Source organism: Jiangella sp. DSM 45060 (assembly GCF_900105175.1).
Classification (GTDB): Bacteria; Actinomycetota; Actinomycetes; order Jiangellales; family Jiangellaceae; genus Jiangella.
In genome coordinates this window covers 3,252,488-3,271,705 of sequence record NZ_LT629771.1, presented here as the reverse complement: position 1 = coordinate 3,271,705, position 19,218 = coordinate 3,252,488, and the positions used below count along the sequence as shown (strand labels likewise).

Genomic DNA, 19,218 nt, shown 5'->3' with positions numbered 1-19,218 from the left:
GCCCGGGGGCTGTCAGGCCTGCGGCAGCGCGGAGCTGAGCCGGCGCAGGGGAGTGGCGAGATCGGCCTCGAACTGCTCGAAGAAGCGTCGCTGGTCCGCGCCCGGCGCGTGGAAGACCAGGTGGTTGAAGCCGGCCTCGACGTACGGGCGGACGGCGTCGACGACGGCCTGCGGGTCCGAGGCGACGATCCAGCGCTTGGCGACCTGCTCCAGCGGCAACTCGTCGGCCAGGCGCTCCATCTCGATGGGGTCGTCGACGCTGTGCTTCTGCTCCGGCGTGAGTGACAGCGGGGCCCAGAAGTGGGTGTTCTCCAGCGCGGCCTGCGGGTCGCGGTCGTACGACAGCTTGATCTCGATGAGCTGATCGACGTCGCGGCCGGGCTGGCCGGACTGCTCCTTGCCCTCCTCGACGGCCGGGACGAGCTTCTCGGTGTAGAGGTCCATGCCCTTGCCGGACGTGCAGATGAAACCGTCGGCGACGCGGCCGGCGTAGCGGGCGACGACGGGGCCGCCGGCGGCGACGTAGATCGGGATGCCGTTCTTCGGCACGTCGTAGATGGACGCCCCGGCGGCAGCGTAGTACTCGCCGTCGAAGTCCACTCGCTCGCCGCTCCACAGCCGGCGGATGAGGTCGACGGACTCGCGCAGCCGGGCGAACCGCTCCTTGAAGGCCGGCCAGGTGCCGCGGAAGCCGGTCGCGATCTCGTTCAGCGCCTCGCCGGTGCCGACGCCCAGGATGATCCGGCCCGGGTACAGGCAACCCATGGTCGCGAACGACTGGGCGATGACGGCCGGGTTGTAACGGAACGTCGGCGTCAGCACGGACGTGCCCAGCGTGATCGTCGTCGTGCGCTCGCCGACCGCGGTCATCCAGGCCAGCGAGAAGGGTGCGTGGCCGCCGTTGTGCCGCCACGGCTGGAAGTGGTCGCTGACCACGGCGGAGTCCATGCCGGCCTGCTCGGCCAGCACGCCGTACTCGACCAGATCGCGTGCGCCGAACTGCTCCGCGGACGCCTTGTATCCGAGCTTCAGTGTCCTACCCACCGGGCCTCCTCAATTGGTATGCTACATGTTACCAACAATCTTGCGACCTGAGAAGGAGCGTACCCGTGACCACCTTCTACACCGTGGACGACGTGACGACCGCCCCGCTGACGCCCTCGGCGGCCCCGCCCATCGTCCTGGAGGGCGACCCGAAGGCGACGAAGACGGTGCTCCACCGCGACGGCGCCACCGAGCTCGGCATCTGGGAGTGCACGCCCGGCGTGTTCCGGTCGGAGAAGAAGAACATCTCCGAGTTCATGCACTTCGTCGCCGGCAAGGGCCGCATCGAGCACTCCGACGGCACGGTCACCGACATCCGGCCGGGCACCGTGCTGCACGTCCACCACGGCTACATCGGCACGTGGTACGTCGAGGAGCCGGTCCGCAAGGTCTACACGGCCATCGAGAAGCCGGACGCGCAGTAGGTCACCCCGCCGCCGGCCGTCGTCCGGGCGCCAGCAGCTCCGCCAGGTGCAGGCCGCGGCGCCCGGCCAGGTCGCCGGCCTGCAGCCGGCACGAGAAACCGTCGGCCAGCAGCACGGCGTCGTCCGGAGCGGCCTCCAGGGCCGGCAGCATGCCGTTGCGGGCCACCGCGACGGAGACGTCGTAATGGCCGCGTTCCATCCCGAAGTTCCCCGCGAGCCCGCAGCAGCCGGAGATCGGCGCGACGGCCGCGCCGGTGCGCCGCAGCAGCTCCAGGTCCGCGTCGAACCCCATGACCGCGTGGTGGTGGCAGTGCGGCTGGACGACGACGGTGACACCGGCGAGGTCCGGCGGCGTCCAGGACGCCCCGGGCCCGACCGGCTCCGGCGCCCGCAACAGCTCCGCCAGCGTGTGGGTCGCGCCGGCCACGACCCGGGAGCGGGCGTCGCCGGGGAGCAGCTCCTGCAGGTCCGACCGGAGGACGGCGGTGCACGACGGCTCCAGGCCGAGGATCGGGATGCCCGCGGCGGCGTACGGATGCAGGGCGTCGAGCGTCCGCGCCAGCCGCCGCCGGGCGCCGTCGAGCTGACCGGTGCTGATCCACGGCAGCCCGCAGCACGCCGCCGCGTCCGGCACGAGCACGTCGTAGCCGGCCGACTCCAGCAGCTCCACGGTGGCGGTGGCGAGCGACGGCGACATGGTGTCGGTGAAGGTGTCCGCCCACAGCAGGACCTGGCGCCGCTGTCGCGCCTCGCCCGTCCGGTTGGCGGGCCGGTCCGCGCGGCGCTCCCACCAGCGCCGGAACGTCGTCGTCGCGAAACGCGGCGCCGACCGGCGCGGGTCGACGCCGGCCAGGCCGAGCGCGAGCCGCGACAGCCGGGGCCGTCCGAGCACCCAGTTGACCGGTCCGGGCAGCCGGGCGGCGAGCCGGGCCCAGCGCGGCAGCCAGCCGAGCGTGTAGTGCGAGATCGGCCGCGGCCTGCGCCGGTACTTCCGGTACAGCACCTCGGACTTCAGCGACGCGATGTCCACGCCGGCGGGGCAGTCGCGTGAGCACGCCTTGCACGACAGGCACAGGTCCAGCGACTCCGCGAGCTCGGGCGAGCGCCAGCCGCCGGTGACCAGCGAGCCGTTGGTCAGCTCCTGCAGCACCCGGGCGCGGCCCCGGGTGGAGTCCTTCTCGTCCCGCGTGGCCAGGTACGACGGGCACATGAACCCGCCGGTCGCGGCGTTGTCGGCGCGGCACTTCCCGACGCCGACGCAGCGGTGGGCGGCGCGGGTGAGGTCACCGTCGTCCGCGTGCAGCGCCAGGCCGGCGGCGCGCACGGTGCGGGCGGCGGGCCGGCGGAGGTCGGCGTCGAGGGGAGCCGGGCGGACGAGAACACCCGGGTTCAGCCGGTCGTCGGGATCGAACAAGCCCTTGAACGCGGCGAACAGGTCGAGCACCTCGGGGGAGTAGACGTGGCGCAGCAGCTCGCCGCGGGCGCGGCCGTCGCCGTGCTCGCCGGACAGCGAGCCGCCGTGACGCGACAGCAGCCGGGCGGCGTCCTCCATGAACCGCCGCAGCGCGGTGGCGTCGCGGTCGAGCGGCAGGTCGAGGCGGACGTGGATGCAGCCGTCGCCGAAGTGCCCGTACGACAGGCCCTGGAGGTCGTGCTCGCCGAGCAGGGCCTCGAAGTCGCGCATGTACGCGCCGAGTCGCGCCGGAGGGACGGCCGCGTCCTCGAGCCCCGGCCAGGCCTGGCGGCCGCGCGGCGTGCGGCCCGCCAGCCCCGCGCCGTCCTCGCGGATCCGCCACACCGCCGTGGCCTCCGGCCCGGCCGGCAGCACCCGCGAGTCGAGCGCGTGGGCGGCGCGGGCCAGCTCTCCGGCCGCGGCGACCGCCTCCGCCGGCGTCGCGCCGGGGACCTCGACGAGCAGCCAGCCGGCCCCCTTCGGCAGGTCGGGCACCCCTCCGTAGTGCCGGCGGACGACGTCGACCAGCCGCGCGTCCAGGCCCTCGATGGCCAGCGCGCGGTGCCCGAGCAGCGCCGGGACGTCGTCGCCGGCCGCCGGCATGTCGGGGTAGCCCAGGACGAGCAGCGCCGGGCTGGCCGCGACCTCGACCAGCTCGATCGTGGCGCCCAGCACCGTCACGCAGGTGCCCTCGGTGCCGACCAGCGCGCGGGCGACGTCGTGCCCGTTCTCCGGCAGCAGGTGGTCCAGGGAGTAGCCGGAGAGCTGCCGGCTGAACCGGCCGAGCTCCGTGCGGATCAGCGCGAGGTGGTCGTCGACGAGCCGCTCGAGGCCCGGCACCGCGCTCACGTCGCGGCCCGCCATGAAGCGTCGCCCGGCGCCGTCGACGACGTCGAGCGCCCGCACGTTGTCGGCGGTGCGGCCGTACCCGAGCGCCCGGGGGCCGCACGCGTTGTTGCCGATCATGCCGCCGATCGTGCACCGGGCCCACGTCGACGGATCGGGGCCGAACCGCAGGCCGTGAGCGGCCGCCTCGCGCTGGACGGTGCCGAGCAGGCAGCCGGGTTCGACCCTGGCCACCCGCTCCCGCGGGTCGATCTCGAGGACGCGACCCAGGTGCCGGGAGAGGTCGAGCACCGTGCCCGGCCCGACGGCGTTGCCGGCCACCGACGTGCCGCCGCCGCGGGCGGTGACCGGGCTGTCGTGCTCGCGCGCGACCTCGAGCGCGCCGAGCACGTCGTCGACGGTGCGCGGGAACACGACGACCTCGGGCACGACGCGGTAGTTGGACGCGTCGGAGGAGTACTCGGCGCGTCGTCGCGAGCCGGCGTCGGCGTCGAGGCCGGCCCGGCGGAGGGCGTGGACGAGATCGCTGGTCGGTAGGTGCACCCTGTCCATCCTCGGCTGGTGAGCGGCTCTCGGAGGTAGCATGTAGCATGCTACCCTAGGCCCGTGGAGCGCTTCGAAAGCTATGTCGGCGGACGCTGGATGGCGGCCCGCGAGCATCGCGAGAACGTCAACCCGTCGGACACCAGCGACATCGTCGGCCTGTTCGCGGCGGGCGATCGCGACGACGTCGACGCCGCGGTCACGGCCGCCCGCATGGCCCAGCCGGACTGGGCCGCCGCGTCGCCCCAGACCCGCGCCGACCTGCTGGAGTCCGTGGCCGCCCGCATCCTCACCGACGTCGACCGGCTGGCCGAGCTGCTGGCCCGCGAGGAGGGCAAGACCCGGGGTGAGGCGGAGGCCGAGGTACGGCGCGCCGCACAGATCTTCCGGTTCTTCGCCGGCGAGGCGGTCCGGCTGGCCGGCGAGACGCAGGACTCCATCCGCCCCGGCGTCACGGTGACCCACCGGCGCGAGCCCGTCGGCGTGGTGGGGGTGATCACGCCGTGGAACTTCCCGATCGCGATCCCGTCGTGGAAGACCGCGCCGGCGCTGGCCTACGGCAACACCGTCGTGCTGAAGCCGGCCGAGCTGGTGCCCGCCTCGGTGATCGAGCTGGCCCGCATCATCGACGACGCCGGCTTCCCGCCCGGTGTGTTCAACGTCGTCACCGGCTCCGGCGGTGTCGTCGGCGACGCCATCGTCACCCACCCGGGCGTCGACGCGGTGACCTTCACGGGCTCCGAGCCGGTCGGACGCGGCATCGCGGTGGCGGCGGCCGGCCGGTTCGCCAAGGTGCAGCTGGAGCTGGGCGGCAAGAACCCGCTGGTCATCGCGGCCGACGCCGATCTCGACGTCGCCGTCGACTGCGCCGTGAACGGCGCGTTCTTCTCCACCGGGCAGCGCTGCACGGCGTCGAGCCGGTTGATCGTCGACGACGCCGTGTACGGTCCGTTCGTCGAGCGGCTGCGGGCTCGGATGGCCGCACTGCGCGTCGGCCATGCGCTCGCGCCCGGCACCGAGATCGGCCCGGTCGTCGACGGCCGCCAGCTCGACACCGACCTGCGCTATCTCGACCTGGCCCGCACGACCCCGGGGGCGTCCGTGCACGGAGGCGACCTCGTGGAACGCGACACGAAGGGCCACTACCTCGCCCCGGCGCTGATCGAGGGGCTGGACAACGACGCGGTCGTGAACCGCGAGGAGATCTTCGGTCCGGTGGCCGGGGTGATCCGCGTGTCCGGTCACGACGAGGCCGTGGCCGTCGCGAACGACACCGAATTCGGCCTGGTCGCCGGCATCTGCACCACGTCGCTCGCGCTGGCCGACGACTTCCAGCGCCGCTCGCGGACCGGCATGGTGATGGTGAACCTGCCGACGGCCGGCGTCGACCCGCACGTGGCGTTCGGCGGGCGAAGGCGGTCGAGCTACGGGCCGAAGGAACAAGGGGCGCACGCCCGGGACTTCTTCACCGAGTACAAGATCGCCTACGTGCGTCCCTGACGCGGCGGGTCGGCCGGGGCCGGGTCGAAGGCCGGCACCGGCTCCGGGCCCTCGATGTCCGGCACCGCGTGGACCAGCCGCTTCGTGTACGGATCGGCAGGGTTGTCGAGGACGGCCTCCGGCGTGCCGACCTCCACCAGCCGCCCGTGGTGCATGACGCCCACCCGATCGGCGAACGACCGGGCCAGCGACACGTCGTGGGTGATGAACAGGTAGGCGAGGGCACGCTCGGCCTGGAGGTCGGCGAGCAGGTTCATCACCTGGCCGCGCACCGAGACGTCCGCACCGGACAGCGGCTCGTCGGCGACCACGAGCACCGGATCCGCGGCCAGCGCGCGGGCGATCGCCAGCCGCTGCCGCTGGCCGCCGCTGAGCTCGTGTGGCATCCGGTCGAGGAACGACGGGGCCGGGCGCAGTCCCACCCGCTCGAGCAGGTCCACGGCGTGGGCGCGCCGCTCGGCCGTGGTGCGCAGCCGGCCGAGCGCCTGGAACAGGGCGGACTCCACGGAGCGGCGCGGGTTGAACGACGCCGACGCGTCCTGGAAGATCGGCTGCATCGCCGTGCGCACGCGACGCAGCCTCGACACCCGCAGGCCGGTCAGGTCGCGACCACGCAGCAGGATCTGGCCGGCGTCCGGCCGCTCCAGGCACAGCGCCAGCTTCGCCAGCGTCGACTTGCCCGACCCGCTCTCGCCGACCAGCGCGAACGACTCGCCGCTGCGGATGGTCAGGTCGACGCCGTCGACCGCGGTGACGTGCGTGACGCTGCCCCGGCGCCGGTACTGCTTGGACACGCCGCGCAGCTCCAGGACCGGCTCCGCTCCGGTCTCGTTCGTCATGCCGTCACCGCCGCGTTGTCGAGGGGCTGTTCGACGAGCCGCCAGCACCAGGCGAGATGTGACTCGGAGCCGGACACCTGGGCGGACGGCGGGAATCGCGTGCTGCACGTCTCGACCTCGACGGGGCACCGGCCGGAGAACGGGCAGCCGGGGAATTCGACGGCGAGGTTCGGCGGCTGCCCGGGGATCGTGGCGTACCGGCCGTGCTCGTCGCGGACCGCCCGCGCCGACTGCATGAGCCCGTAGGTGTACGGATGGCCGGGACGGCGCAGCACCTCGGCCGTCGGCCCGGTCTCGACCGTGTGACCGCCGTACATGGTGTAGATGCGGTCGCACATGGTGGCGACGACGGCGAGGTCGTGGCTGATCAGCAGGATGCTGAGGTCCAGGGTGTCGCGGATGTCGCGCAGCAGCGCGATGATGTCGGCCTGCGTGGTGACGTCGAGGGCCGTCGTCGGCTCGTCGGCGACCAGCAGACGGGGCCGGCAGCCGAGGGCGATCGCCAGCAGGACGCGCTGGCGCATCCCGCCGGAGAGCTCGTGTGGATAGGACTGCGCGACCTCGGCCGGCAGGCGGACGAGGTCGAGGAGCTCGGCGACACGGCGGGTGCGGTCGGCGCCCGGGTCGTGCTTGGCGACGCCCTCGGCGATCTGGCGGCCCACCCGCACGACCGGATTGAGGAAGCTCAGCGGGTCCTGGAACACCATGGCCAGCGGGTGGCCACGCAGCTTCGGCCACTGGTGCGGGCCCAGGCGTGTGACGTCGGCGCCCTCGAGGCGGATCGCGCCACCGGTGATGTGCGCGACGCCCCATGGCAGCAGCCCCAGCGCGGCCCGCGCCACCGTCGACTTGCCCGATCCGGACTCGCCGACGATGCCGACGATCTCCGAGCGGCCGACGTGCAGCGTCGCACCCTGCAGGGCGTGCACCGTGCGGTCGCGCAACTCATAGGAGAGATGGAGGTCCTCCACCTCGAGCAACGGTGTCGCCGTCACGGTGTCACCACCTTCCGCCGGACCCGGCCGGTCAGCCGCAGGCGCGGGTTGAGCGCCGTGCTGACCGCGTCGCCGAGGATGTTCAGGGACAGGACCGTGGCGAAGATCGCCAGACCCGGGATCACCACCATCCACCACGCCGACAGCAGATTCTGCTGGCCGTCGTGCAGCAGCAGGCCCCAGCTGATCGTGTCGGGACTGCCGAGGCCGAGGAAGCTGATCGACGACTCCTGCAGGATCGCGTCGGCCACGCCGAGCGCGATCAGCGGCATGACCGCCGGCAGGGAGTTCGGGATCACCTCGCGCAGCAGCACGAGGAACTCGCGATGGCCCAGGCAGCGGACCGCGTTCACGTAGTCCAGCTGTTTCACCCGCAACACCTCGGCCCGGGTCACCCGAGCCGTCTGCGCCCAGGACAGCAGTGCGATCACGCCGATGATGTTGGCCAGCCCGGGCCCGATCAGCGCCACGATCGCGACGGCGACGATCAGCGTCGGGATGACCTGGAAGAACTCCGACATCCGCATCAGGGCGATGTCGACGATGCCGCCGAAGAAGCCGGCGCAGGCGCCGACGGCGATGCCGACGACGATCGCCATGCCGGCGGCCAGCACGCCGACCAGCAGCGAGATGCGTGCGCCGTACACCATCCGGGTGAGCTGGTCGCGGCCCAGGTGGTCGGTGCCGAACAGGGCGTCCGGCGACGGCGGCTGCAGGACGTCGCGGGAGATCGCCGCGGGGTTGCCCGGGAGCACGAACGGGCCCACCAGGGCCACCAGCACGAGCAGGACGATGAAGACGAAGCTGACCGTCGTCGCCGTGCTCGAGCGCAGCCAGCCCCACCGCTGCTTCCTAGACACGTGCATGGCTGCCTCGCATCCGTGGGTCGATGACCGGGTACAGCAGATCGACCAGCAGGTTCACGAGGACGACCACGATCGCGGAGAACAGGAAGACCCCCTGGATCACCGGATAGTCCCGGTTGGTGACGGCCTGGACGAACAGGCTGCCGATGCCGGGCCAGCCGAAGACCGTCTCGGTGAGGACGGCGCCGGTGAGCACCAGGCCGAAGTTGAAGCCGATGACCGTGACGATCGGCGGCAGCGCGTTGCGGAAGATGTGCCGCCGCATGACCTCGCGCCGGGTCAGTCCCTTCGCCTCGGCCGTGAGCACGTAGTCCTGGTGCATCGTCTCGAGGATCGAGGAGCGGGCGACCCGGGCGACCACGGTCATGTACGCGAGCGTCAGGGTGATCCCGGGCAGCACCCAGTGCCAGAGGTAGTCGCCGACGACGCCGAGTGCGGTGTCCGAGCCGGTGATGCTCAGCATGCCGGCGACGGGGAACATGCCCAGCTGTACCGAGAAGACCAGGACCAGGAGCATCGCCAGCCAGAAGACCGGCACCGACTGGCCGGAGATCGTCACGACGGTGACGAGGGTGTCCAGCCGGGTGCCGGCCCGGCGGGCGCCGAGGATGCCGAGCAGGATGCCGAGCAGGGCGGCGAGGACCAGAGCCGGGACCATGAGCAGCAGCGTGTTCGCCATCCGGTCGAGGATGATGTCGAGCACGGGCGCGTTGTGCGCGAACGAGAACCCGAGGTCGCCGCCGGCCAGGCTCCGCAGGAACAGCCAGAACTGCGTCGGCAGCGACTGGTCCAGGCCGAACCGTTCGCGGATCTCGTCCGCGTACTCCGGGGGAGCGGGGAACTCGCCGATCATGGCCTGCACCGGGTCACCCGGAGCGACCCGGGTCAGGATGAACCCGAGCAGGACGATGCCGAGGACCGTGGGGACGGCCCACGCCAGCCGCACCGCGGCGTATCTCACCATGGCGACCCCTTCCGGCCGAGACGGACCACCCGCCCGCTGGCCCGCGGGCGGTGCCGCGAGCGGGCGGCCCCGGCGGCGTTCGTGGTCATCCGACCCAGGCCTCCTGCCACTGGCCCCAGTTGGCGGCGTACCAGACGCCGTTGACGTTCGGCGCGTGCGCGTCGTTGAGCTTCGTCTCGATGAGCGGCATCACCGGGAGGTCCTCGGCCAGGATCTCCTGGACCTGGCGGTACGGCTCGGCCCGCTGGTCCTCCGTCGTGCCGGAGCGGCCCGCGGCGAACAACTCGTCGACCTCGGGGTCGCTGTACCCGCTGGCGTTGCCGAACGGCGTCCCGATCGAGGTGGAGACGTAGGCGCGGGCGATGCCGAGCGCGGGGTCCCAGTTGGTCGTGTAGGACTGGATGTAGAGGTCGAAGTCGCCGGGAGCGGTGAACGCCTGCTCGGTCGCCACCGAGGCCTCGGGCGCCGACACCTGCGCGTCGATGCCGACCTCCAGCAGCATGCTGCGGATGGCCTCGGCGACCTCCTGGAACCGGCTGGCGCCCTCGGCCAGGATCGTCAGCGAGAACCGGCTGTCGCCCTGCATCGGGTAACCGGCGTCGTCCAGAGCCTGTGCGGCCGCCTCCGGGTCGTACGGATACAGCTCGTCGAAGTCGACTTCGTCGTTGTAGGCCCACTCCAGCCGGGAGTCGAACGGTGCCCTGGCCACCTCACCGCCGCCCTGGAACACGTTCTCCAGCAGGAACTCGCGGTCGATCGCCATGGCCAGCGCATGCCGCACCGCGGGGTCGCCGGTGATGTCGCGTGTGGTGTTGAAGAACACCTGTGTCATGTTCGGGGCGAACGAGTCCGGATGGGCGACCGCCTGGTTGCGCTGGACCACCGCCTCGACGTCGGTGGGGGAGATGACCTGCGACGAGATGTACTGGATCTCGCCGGCCGCGAGGGCGAGTGTCGCCGACTGTGCGTCCGGGACGACGCGAGCCACGATCGAGTCCAGGTACGGGCGGTCCTCCTGCCAGTACTCGGGGTTGCGGGTCAGCGTCCACTGGCTGCCGCGGCTGACCTCGTCGAGCATGAACGGGCCGGTGCCGACAGGCTGGTCGATGGAGGCGGGGTTCGTGGCCGGGTCGCTGCCCTGGAACACGGACGCGGGAAGGATCCAGACCCGCGTGAGCGACAGCAGGAGCGGCCCGAACGGCTCCTTGAGCTGGATGACCACGGTCTTCGGGTCGGAGTCGTCGATCGACTCGATCACCGAGGCGGCCTGGGCGAACGGCGCGAACATCGGCGTCGACACCTGCTCGATGGTGTACTTGACGTCCGTCGACGTCAGCGGATCGCCGTTGGTGAACGTCGCGTCGACGAGATGGAACGTGTACGTGAGGCCGTCGTCGGAGATCTCCCACGACTCCGCCAGCACCGGCTTCGGCTCGGCCGCCTCGTTGTCGAAGTAGACCAGCGGCTCGTAGATCATCGTCCCGATCTGCTGGGTGGGGCCGTTCGTGGTCAGGTTCGGGTTGAGCGGGCTCGGATCGCTCTGGATGCCCAGGACGAGCGTTCCTCCGCTGACCGGTTCGCCGCCGTCGGTACCGGCCGACCCGGTGTCCGGTCCGGTGTTGTTCTGACACGCGGTGAGGAGAACGGCGACCAGGCCGGCGACCGCGGCGAGGCCGCGTGCGGAGCGCCGTCGAGGACCGTGACCAGATACCGGGCGTGTGACCATGGCTGCGCCCTCCGGTGGCCTAGTGATGAATGTAACATGTTATCTCGCCTACTGTCGTGACGTTTCAGGCCGATGTCAAGGTATTGGAGCTCGTTTTCGCCGCGATTCGCATGTAACATGTTACAAACGCTCGCTCCGATCCGAAGGAGCCCACGGATGGACCGTCGTCTCACCACCGGGCTGATCCTGCCGAACCGAGGGCCCATGATCGGGGCGACCACCGTCCCGGAACTGCTCGATCTCGCCGCCGCGGCCGACGCGTCCGGCTGGGACTCGGTGTGGGTGGGTGACAGCATCCTCGCCAAGCCGCGGGTCGAGGCGCTGGTGATGCTGAGCGCCGTCGCCGCCCGCACGACGCGGGTGTCGCTGGGGGCCGCGTGCCTGGCGAGCACGCCGTTGCGCGACCCGCTGCTGCTCGCGCACCAATGGGCCAGCCTCGACCACCTGTCCGGCGGGCGGACGATCTTCGTCGCCTGCCAGGGCGGCGGGCCCGGCATGGGGGAGTTCGACAACGAGTTGGCGAACTTCGGCGTGGAGCGGTCGAGCCGGCCGCGCCGGGTCGAGGAGGCCATCGAGATCCTCCGCCGGCTCTGGTCCGAGGACGACGTCGACTACGACGGCACGTTCACCTCCCTTCGCGGTGTCACCATCCGTCCCCGTCCCGCGCAACCGCGGATCCCGGTGTGGATCGCCGCCAACCCTGACCTGAGCAAGGCGCGCAACGTCGCCACGGCGTTCGGCCGGGTCGCCCGCTACGCCGACGGCTGGCAGGTCACGCACACCCGGCCCGCGGGCGTCGCCCGTGCGCTGGAGATCATCCACGAGCACGCGGACGCCATCGGCCGCACCCTGCCCGACGACTTCGACGTCTGCGTCTGCATGAACATCTGCGTCGACGACGACCGGGAGAAGGCGTTCGCCGAGGCCAAACGGTTCCTCGACGCCCACTCACGCACGGAGTACACCCGCGAGTTCCTCGAGACCTGGGTCGCGGCCGGGCCAGCCGAGGCATGCCTGGAGACACTGCACGACTACGTCCGCGCCGGAGCGACGAGCATCCTGCTGCGGATCAGCAGCTTCGACCAGCGCGGGCAGTTCGAGCGGATCACCGAGGAGGTCGTGCCGTACCTGTCGGCCCGCTAGCCGCGGCACCACCGGACTCCACGAGGCGACCGCTGCCGCTGCGACCCGCTACAGCACCGAGGCAGTTGGCGATCTCGTCGGCGCTCAGGCGGCGGCCGCGGTGGCGGCGGTGAGCGCGTCGCCGAGGATGTCGATGCCGGTGTGCAGCTCGTCCTCGCTGATGGTGAGCGGCGGGGCGATGCGGAAGATGCCGCCCATGCCGGGCAGCTGCACGATGTTCATGTGCAGGCCCCGCTCCAGGCAGGCCGCGGTGACGGCCGCGCCGAGGGCGTGAGCCGGGGCCTTGCTGGCCCGGTCGGCCACCAGCTCGACGCCCTGGAGCAGGCCCCGGCCGCGGATGTCGCCCACCACCTCGTGGGCGTCACGGAGGGCCAGGAGACGGTCGGTGAGCTGCTGGCCCAGCTTCGCGGCCCGTTCGACGAGGCCGTCGCGCTCGATGACGTCGAGAACCGTCGACGCGACCACCGCCGCGAGCGGGTCGGAGGCATGCGTCGTGTAGAAGAGGAACCTGCGTTCGGCGCAGACCTGCTCGATCTCGGCGCTCGTCAGGACGGCGGCGACGGGCAGCCCGGCTCCGAGCGTCTTCGACAGCGTCAGGATGTCGGGGGCGACGCCGTCGCGCTCGAACGCGTACATGTGGCCGGTGCGCCCGAGACCGGTCTGCGCCTCGTCGAGGATCAGCAGCATCCCGCGTGCCTCACACAGCTCCTTGAGCCGGGCGAGATAGCCCTCGGGCAGCTCGATGACCCCGCCCGAGGACAGGATCGGCTCGACGAGGCAGGCGGCCAGCGAGCCGTTCGACTGGGTGTCGACCAGGCCGAACCCGTACTCCAGCTCGGACTCCCAGTCGTGCGACCCGTCCGGGTGGCGGAAGGGCGAGCGGTAGGCGTTCGGCGTCGGCAGGACGAAATTGCCCGGCATCGTGGGCCCGTAGCCGCGCCGGCCCGCGGAGAACGTCGCCGCCGACGCGCCCGACGTCATGCCGTGCCACGAGCGGTCGAACGAGACGATCTCGTACCGGCCGGTGTACAGCTTGGCCAGCTTCAGCGCGGCCTCGTTCGACTCGGCTCCCGTCGACAGCAGCAGCATCTTGGTGAGGTTCGGCGGCAGCGTGTGCGCCAGCCGCTTCGCCAGGTCCACGACCGGCCGGCTGAGCATCCCGCTGAACAGGTGGTCCAGCGATCCGACGCACGCCGAGACCGCCCTCACGATCTCCGGGTGCGAGTGTCCCAGCACCGCGCTCATCTGGCCCGACGTGAAATCGAGGATCGCGGCGCCGTCGCTGTCGTAGACGTAGGGTCCTGCCGCGCGCTCGATGACGCGCGGCGTGAACGCCGGGATGTAGCGGACCAGGTGATCCTCCACGTCGGTCCAGAACGTGTCCGTGCTCACGGCAGCCTCCCGAGTTGGTGATTATGGCCTATTCAACTAGGCCATAATCACGCTGGCAAGGCGCGGGGACAGTGTCCGTGGCCACATCGGGAGCGCTCGACCCCGCCAGCGGGTCGCGAGGAGAGGGCGGGCGCCGGACGTCAGGAGCCCGCGCGGCGGTGCACCAGCTGGGTCATGGGCGCCTGCACCGTGTACTCGCCGGTGACGTCGCCGGCGATCCGGACGATGGCGTCGGTCGTGCGCTGCACCAGTTCGTCGCCGTCGCGCTCCAGCGTCCCGGGGACGGGCGGCAGGGCGTTGGCCAGGCCGGCGCGCAGCGACAGGACGGGCCACGGGCCGTGGTCCGGGGCCAGCCGGGCCGCCGCCAGCAGGGCCGCCACCCCGAGGTCGGCGCCGGGCAGCAGGGGAGCGGGCACCTCGGCGTCGAGCTCCGAGCCGTCGAGGGCCGACCAGCGGACGGCGTAGTGGTCGCCGTGGCGGCGCACCGTCGCGACGTCGCTGCCCTCGGCGCGTTGCCGCTCGATGTCGGCCGACACCACGTACCCGGACGCGTCGACGACCGTCGTGCGGGTCTCGACGCCGTGCCGGGTCGCGACCTGCTCACGCCACGTCGTCGTGTCGCCGTCGGAGCGCGACGAGATCCTCGTGGCGGCGTCGATCTGGCCGAAGTTGCTCCGCTCGTGGTCGCCGACCAGCCGTTCGCCGGACGGCGCCGGTCGCAGCCGGGCGCGATCCGGCTCGGCATGGACCAGCGTCTCGACCTCGTCGAGCAGGGCGTCCAGCTGGGGGCGCTCGAGCACCGTCCCGCCCACGACGACGGCGGCCGGGTCCCTCAGCGCGGTGACCGACGCCAGGGGGTCGCCGGTCACGGCCACCAGGTCGGCGACGAACCCGGCGTCGACGCGGCCGCGGTCGGTCAGGCCGAGATGGTCCGCCGCGCCCCGGGTGGCCAGCCGCACGAGCTCGGCGCTGGTGTAGCCGGCCTCGGTCATCAGCTCCAGCTCCTCGACCAGCGAGGACCCGTGGAAGACGAACGCGTTGTGGGTGTCGGTGCCGACCAGGACCGGCGCGCCGGCGTCGCGGAGCGCGGCCAGGATGCGCCGGCTGCGCTCGTGGAAGAGGTCGGCGGTGCCCTGCAGCTCATCGGGCGTCAGCGCCATGATGCGGAAGTCGTTCTCCGGCCGCCACGTGCGGGCGAGCACGGGATCGGTGAGGCGCAGCCGCGGGTCGGTGAAGTCGCGGTGCCCGAGCAGGCGGTCGAGGACGATCAGCGTGGGGCAGGAGGTGATGTTCTCGGCCGCCATCCGCTGGGCCAGTGCCGCGATCTTGTGGTCGTCGATGTCGGACGCCGCCTGGGCGGCCTCGGGGGAGAACCGGTTCCGGCCGCGTCCGTAGCTGAACCCCTGCGCGAAGAAGGCGTCGAGGCGCTTCTGGGCGGCCGGGCGCAGCGAGCCGTACTCGTAGTTGTTCAGGTGCTCGAACCCGGTCTGGCCGCGGTCGATCGCCTGGTGGACGGTGAGCGCCTGGGGGCAGTGCCCGACCAGCGGGAGGCCGGTGTCGCGGCACGCCTCGCCGAGGCCCGCGAGCGCCTCGGCGGACAGCCATTGGTACGCCTTGACCTGCTGGTACCCGAGCTCGGCCCAGCGGTGCACCGCCGCGTGCGCCGACGCCCGGCCGGTGATCTGCGCCGAGTCCGGCCACACCGTCGTCCCGGGCGCGCCACGCCCGTCGGCCATGGCGGTGCTGGTGACGAGGTAGGGACCGAGCTCGGCGCCCTCGGTGACGCGCCGGCGCCAGTCCAGGTGCCATGGCTTGCCACGCATGTTGCGCACCAGAGTGACGCCATGCGCCAGGTAGCCGAGCATGTCGGCCCGGTCGTCGACGTGGACGTGGCAGTCGGCGAGCCCGGGCAGGACGGTGCGGTCGCGCCAGTCGACGACCGGGCCGGTGACCTCGTGCTCGGCACGGGGCGCGATGCGGGTGATCCGGCCGCCGGCCACTGTGATCGCCTGATCCCGGAGCACCCCGCGGTCGGTCATGGAGAGCACGGTCCCCGCGAGGATCGTCGTCGCTGTGGCGTCGTTCACGCCGTCACGCTAGCAGCAATTTCGACCTATGAACATGGGTCGAAGTCTTGCGCGGGGCGGTCGATTGCCTCGAGAATCGACCCCATGATGACGATGCCGAACGACGAGGCCCTGGTCGTCGACCTGCACAACGACCTGATCCTGCTGGTCGACCACTTCGACCACCGCGGCCGGCCGGAGCACTTCGCCGAGTTCTGGCTGCCCGAGCTGCGGTCGGGCGGCGTGAACGTCCAGGTGCTGCCCGTGTTCATCGAGGCGCAGTACCAGTCCGAGGGCGCCCTGCGGCGGACGCTGCTGCTCATCGAGCGGATCCACGCGCTGGCGGAGCAGCACCCGGAGGTGGCGATCTGCCTGACCGGTGCGGACGTCGACGCGGCCGTGGCCGCCGGCCGCATCGCGTTCGTCATCGGCCTGGAGGGCGCGCACGCCCTGGGCCAGGACCCGGAGCTGATCGGGACGATGTACCGCGTCGGCGCCCGGGTGGTGTCCCTCGCCCACCTGGGCCGGACGCACCTCGCCGACGGCAGCGGGTTCGACGACAGCTCGCGCGGCGGGCTGACCCCGCAGGGGTTCGAGGTGCTCGCCGAGATGGAGCGGCTCGGGATCGTCTTCGACATCAGCCACCTCGGCATGGCCGGCGTCGACGACGTGCTGGAGCGGGCGACCCGCCCGCTGCTCGCGACCCACTCGGGCTGCCGCGCCATCACCGACATGCACCGCAACCTCAGCGACGACCAGATCAAGGGCATCGCCGGCGTCGGCGGCGTCATCGGGGTCGCGGCGGCGATCGCGCCGTTCATCGACCCGGCCCGGCCGACCGCCGCGCGCGTCGTCGACCACATCGAGCACATCGCGTCGGTCGCCTCGATCGACGCGGTGGGGCTGGGGCCGGACTTCATCGACGACTACTACGCGGAGGTCTACGGCGGCCGCATGGAGATCATGGGCGTGGACGAGGTCGAGTTCGTGGACGCCGAGGTCCGGCGGCCGTCGGACCTCCCGAAGCTCACCGCCGAGATGGTCGCCCGCGGCTTCTCCCGGGACGACATCGCCAAGGTGCTGGGCGGCAACGCCATGCGCGTCCTCGACGAGGTGATGGGCGTCGGCACGAGCGACTGACCATCGCCCCACGTTCTACCCGGGCACCTGAGCGATCCAGCGCTCCACGGCGCCTGACAGCACCGTCATCGGCACCGATCCGTTGCCGATGACGGCGTCGTGGAAGGCGCGGACGTCGAAGCGCGGGCCCAGGCGCTCGCGGGCGAGGTCCCGCAGCCGCTCGATCTCCAGCCGGCCGGTCATGTAGGCCAGCGCCTGCCCGGGCCAGGCGATGTAGCGGTCGACCTCGTTGGCGACGTTCTCGGGGGTGAGGGCGCTGTTGGCGAGCATGAAGTCGATGGCCCGCTGCCGCGTCCAGCCGTGGTGGTGCAGGCCGGTGTCGACGACGAGCCGGCAGGCCCGCCAGGAGTCGAACGAGAGCATCCCCAGCCGGGACAGGTCGCCGGAGTAGAGACCCATCTCGTCGGCGAGCCGCTCGGCGTAGAGGCCCCACCCCTCACCGTAGGCCGCGACGTACAGGTAGCGGCGGAACGCCGGCAGCTCGTTGAGCTCCTGCGCGAGCCCGAACTGCAGATGGTGGCCGGGCACGCCCTCGTGGAACGACAGCGTCTCGTACTCGAACCGGGTCCGCGTGTGTGGCGCGTACGTGTTGACATTGTAGCGGCCCGGCCGGCTGCCGTCGCCGGACGAGGGAAGATACTCGCCGAGCACCGCGGCCGGCGCCAGCACCTCGTTCATGGGCACCACCGCGCACGACGCCGACGGGGTGCGGCCGAACCAGTCCGGCAGCGCCGCCTCGGCCCGGGCCACCGCCGTCCGCGCGTCGGCCAGGATGTCCTCGGCGGACGAGTAGCGCAGCTCCGGGTCGTGGCGTAGCCGGTCGACGATCGCGTCGAAGTCGCCGGTGCCGAAGACCCGGTGCCCCAGCACGGCGTACTCGTCGCGCAACGCCTCGCACAGGTCCAGGCCGAGCCGGTGGATCTCGTCCGGCGAGCGCGTCGTGGTCGTGTGTGCCGCGACGGCGCGCGCGTACATCTCGCCGCCCCCGGGCACGTGCAGCAGCCCGCTGCGCTCGTCCGGCCGGGCCGCCGCCAGCACCGGTCCCGAGAGCGTCTCCAGCAGCGCCGCCAGCGCCGGCCGGATGGACTCCGCCACCAGGCCGCGGACCTCGTCCTCGACGGCGGCGCCGGTCACCATGCCGGCGATGAGGTCGTCCTCGGCGCGGCCGCGCAGGTAGGCGTCGAGCCGTTCGGCGGTCTGCTCGACGCCGCGGCGGGTCGGCACCCGGCCGGCGGCCACGCCGTCCATCGCCCGTTCCCGGGCTTGGCCGAGGTAGCGGGGCACATCGCGCAGCCGGCGCAGGTAGCTCTGCTGCTCGTCCGGCGTGGCGACCGAGACGTTGGTCAGCGCGGTGAACAGCAGCGCGCTGGGGGAGGCGTAGCCGGAGACGGCGAACTCCGCATGTCGGTCCTCGTACGGCACCGCCTCGGACCGCGCGACGTGGATCAGCACGTCCCGCGTGACCCGGTCGTGGTCGTCGAGCCCGTCCGCCGGGATCCGCTCCGCGCGCGCCGCCAGGTCCAGCAGCCGCTCGGCCGACGCGAGCTGGGCGGACTCGCTGAGGTCGGGCACCTCGCCGTCGAGCCCGGGGATGCCGTGGATGAGCGTCGCCACGAACGGATCGGCCGCCGCCAACGTCGCGTACAGGTCGTCGGACAGCTCGGCGAGCGGCCGGGACGTCTCCATGAGGCTCCTCCGTCGGACGGCAGGATCGCTGATGGCCCACACCCTAGCGCGTTGTTCTATCTAGCTGGCGCGGCCGGTAGTGGCGAACGTCATGGTTGAAACTGGTCGGCAATCTGACCTACTTGTTTAGGTCTAAGTGCTCTACTCTGTCTGCGACAAGGATCCCCCAGCTGCACGGAGGAGTCTGATGTTGGAGCCGAGGTCTGTTGACGACGACCGAGCGATGATCCGACTTCGCTTGTCGCCCGGCGATGCGCGGTACGCCGGGAACCTGGTCCCCGGGTCGAAGGCGATGGAGATCTTCGCCGACCTCGAGACCGAGCTCGCCCTCAAGGAAGGGGGCGACGAGGGTCTCTGCGCGGCCTACGACTCGGTCGAGTTCCTCGCGCCGCTGCGGGTGGGCGACTACGTCGAGGGCATCGCGCGGGTGACCCGGCGCGGGAACCGCAGCCGCACGATCGAGGCCCGGATCTTCAAGGTCCTCGGCGTCGACGACAAGGGCGCGCTCGCCAGCACGGAGCCGGTGCTGGCGGCCACCGCCGTGGCGACGATCGTCGTGGGCACGAGCTCCGGCGCGGGCGTTGCCTGAC

Annotated in this window: 15 protein-coding genes; 5 read left to right on the top strand and 10 right to left on the bottom strand. The window is 72.0% G+C overall.

Translation table 11 applies throughout. From position 1 onward, the window contains the following. Positions 1-12: 12 nt before the first annotated feature. Positions 13-1,044: a glucose-6-phosphate dehydrogenase (coenzyme-F420) gene (gene fgd, locus BLU82_RS14735; RefSeq protein ID WP_092621680.1), complete on the bottom strand. Its 1,032-nt coding sequence runs from the start codon at positions 1,042-1,044 to the stop codon at positions 13-15. Between the two features lie 65 nt (positions 1,045-1,109). Between fgd and BLU82_RS14730 the strand changes: the two genes are divergently transcribed. Then, a complete protein-coding gene (locus BLU82_RS14730; RefSeq protein WP_157740967.1) occupies positions 1,110-1,469 on the top strand; it encodes a cupin domain-containing protein in 360 nt (119 codons plus the stop codon). Between the two features lies 1 nt (position 1,470). Here BLU82_RS14730 and BLU82_RS14725 read toward each other — a convergent pair whose 3' ends face one another. Then, on the bottom strand, positions 1,471-4,320 hold the full coding sequence (locus BLU82_RS14725) for an FAD-binding and (Fe-S)-binding domain-containing protein (RefSeq protein ID WP_092621677.1): 2,850 nt from the start codon (positions 4,318-4,320) through the stop codon (positions 1,471-1,473). Between the two features lie 54 nt (positions 4,321-4,374). Between BLU82_RS14725 and BLU82_RS14720 the strand changes: the two genes are divergently transcribed. Beyond that, the gene (locus BLU82_RS14720; RefSeq protein WP_092621674.1) at positions 4,375-5,811 is read left to right on the top strand and encodes an aldehyde dehydrogenase family protein; all 1,437 of its coding nucleotides are present in this window, start codon (positions 4,375-4,377) and stop codon (positions 5,809-5,811) included. On the opposite strand, the gene BLU82_RS14715 is transcribed toward BLU82_RS14720, so the two are convergent. The 5 genes from BLU82_RS14715 to BLU82_RS14695 all read right to left on the bottom strand — a co-directional run bounded on the left by BLU82_RS14715 (position 5,796) and on the right by BLU82_RS14695 (position 11,201). Further along, positions 5,796-6,650: an ABC transporter ATP-binding protein gene (locus tag BLU82_RS14715; protein WP_092621671.1), complete on the bottom strand. Its 855-nt coding sequence runs from the start codon at positions 6,648-6,650 to the stop codon at positions 5,796-5,798. The genes BLU82_RS14720 and BLU82_RS14715 overlap by 16 nt on opposite strands. Continuing rightward, complete coding sequence (locus tag BLU82_RS14710) at positions 6,647-7,645, bottom strand: ABC transporter ATP-binding protein (RefSeq protein ID WP_172885617.1); 999 nt, start codon at positions 7,643-7,645, stop codon at positions 6,647-6,649. The genes BLU82_RS14715 and BLU82_RS14710 overlap by 4 nt, the downstream gene beginning before the upstream one ends. Beyond that, on the bottom strand, positions 7,642-8,505 hold the full coding sequence (locus tag BLU82_RS14705) for an ABC transporter permease (protein WP_172885616.1): 864 nt from the start codon (positions 8,503-8,505) through the stop codon (positions 7,642-7,644). Before BLU82_RS14705 ends, BLU82_RS14710 begins: the two co-directional genes overlap by 4 nt. Further along, entirely contained in the window at positions 8,498-9,475 is a 978-nt protein-coding gene (locus tag BLU82_RS14700) for an ABC transporter permease (RefSeq protein ID WP_092621662.1), read from the bottom strand. Before BLU82_RS14700 ends, BLU82_RS14705 begins: the two co-directional genes overlap by 8 nt. Positions 9,476-9,560: 85 nt before the next feature. Continuing rightward, positions 9,561-11,201, bottom strand: a complete 1,641-nt coding sequence (locus BLU82_RS14695) for an ABC transporter substrate-binding protein (protein WP_092621659.1) — start codon at positions 11,199-11,201, stop codon at positions 9,561-9,563. Positions 11,202-11,357: 156 nt separating this feature from the next. Between BLU82_RS14695 and BLU82_RS14690 the strand changes: the two genes are divergently transcribed. Next, a complete protein-coding gene (locus BLU82_RS14690) occupies positions 11,358-12,344 on the top strand; it encodes an LLM class flavin-dependent oxidoreductase (protein ID WP_157740965.1) in 987 nt (328 codons plus the stop codon). Positions 12,345-12,428: 84 nt separating this feature from the next. Here the strand turns inward: BLU82_RS14690 and BLU82_RS14685 are convergent, their stop codons facing one another. Together BLU82_RS14685 and BLU82_RS14680 are read right to left on the bottom strand one after the other, a co-directional pair. Next, positions 12,429-13,736 (bottom strand): aspartate aminotransferase family protein, encoded by a 1,308-nt coding sequence (locus BLU82_RS14685; protein WP_092621653.1) that lies wholly within the window; start codon positions 13,734-13,736, stop codon positions 12,429-12,431. Positions 13,737-13,876: 140 nt separating this feature from the next. Then, positions 13,877-15,823 (bottom strand): amidohydrolase family protein, encoded by a 1,947-nt coding sequence (locus tag BLU82_RS14680; RefSeq protein WP_092621650.1) that lies wholly within the window; start codon positions 15,821-15,823, stop codon positions 13,877-13,879. An 84-nt stretch (positions 15,824-15,907) separates the two neighbouring features. On the opposite strand from BLU82_RS14680, the gene BLU82_RS14675 reads away from it, so the two are divergent. Further along, on the top strand, positions 15,908-16,942 hold the full coding sequence (locus BLU82_RS14675) for a dipeptidase (RefSeq protein WP_092621647.1): 1,035 nt from the start codon (positions 15,908-15,910) through the stop codon (positions 16,940-16,942). Positions 16,943-16,957: 15 nt separating this feature from the next. Here BLU82_RS14675 and BLU82_RS14670 read toward each other — a convergent pair whose 3' ends face one another. Next, complete coding sequence (locus tag BLU82_RS14670; RefSeq protein ID WP_092621644.1) at positions 16,958-18,628, bottom strand: DUF885 family protein; 1,671 nt, start codon at positions 18,626-18,628, stop codon at positions 16,958-16,960. A gap of 223 nt (positions 18,629-18,851) precedes the next feature. On the opposite strand from BLU82_RS14670, the gene BLU82_RS14665 reads away from it, so the two are divergent. Then, positions 18,852-19,217, top strand: a complete 366-nt coding sequence (locus BLU82_RS14665; RefSeq protein ID WP_157740963.1) for a hotdog domain-containing protein — start codon at positions 18,852-18,854, stop codon at positions 19,215-19,217. Position 19,218 lies beyond the last annotated feature (1 nt).

Bases quoted from the DNA above. Each gene is read 5' to 3' on its own strand.
- BLU82_RS14690 (WP_157740965.1), top strand. From the start codon at position 11,358: ATGGACCGTCGTCTCACCACCGGGCTGATCCTGCCGAACCGAGGGCCC.
- BLU82_RS14675 (WP_092621647.1), top strand. From the start codon at position 15,908: ATGATGACGATGCCGAACGACGAGGCCCTGGTCGTCGACCTGCACAAC.
- BLU82_RS14700 (WP_092621662.1), bottom strand. From the start codon at position 9,475: ATGGTGAGATACGCCGCGGTGCGGCTGGCGTGGGCCGTCCCCACGGTC.
- BLU82_RS14665 (WP_157740963.1), top strand. From the start codon at position 18,852: ATGATCCGACTTCGCTTGTCGCCCGGCGATGCGCGGTACGCCGGGAAC.
- BLU82_RS14695 (WP_092621659.1), bottom strand. From the start codon at position 11,201: ATGGTCACACGCCCGGTATCTGGTCACGGTCCTCGACGGCGCTCCGCA.
- BLU82_RS14670 (WP_092621644.1), bottom strand. From the start codon at position 18,628: ATGGAGACGTCCCGGCCGCTCGCCGAGCTGTCCGACGACCTGTACGCG.
- BLU82_RS14715 (WP_092621671.1), bottom strand. From the start codon at position 6,650: ATGACGAACGAGACCGGAGCGGAGCCGGTCCTGGAGCTGCGCGGCGTG.
- BLU82_RS14725 (WP_092621677.1), bottom strand. From the start codon at position 4,320: ATGGACAGGGTGCACCTACCGACCAGCGATCTCGTCCACGCCCTCCGC.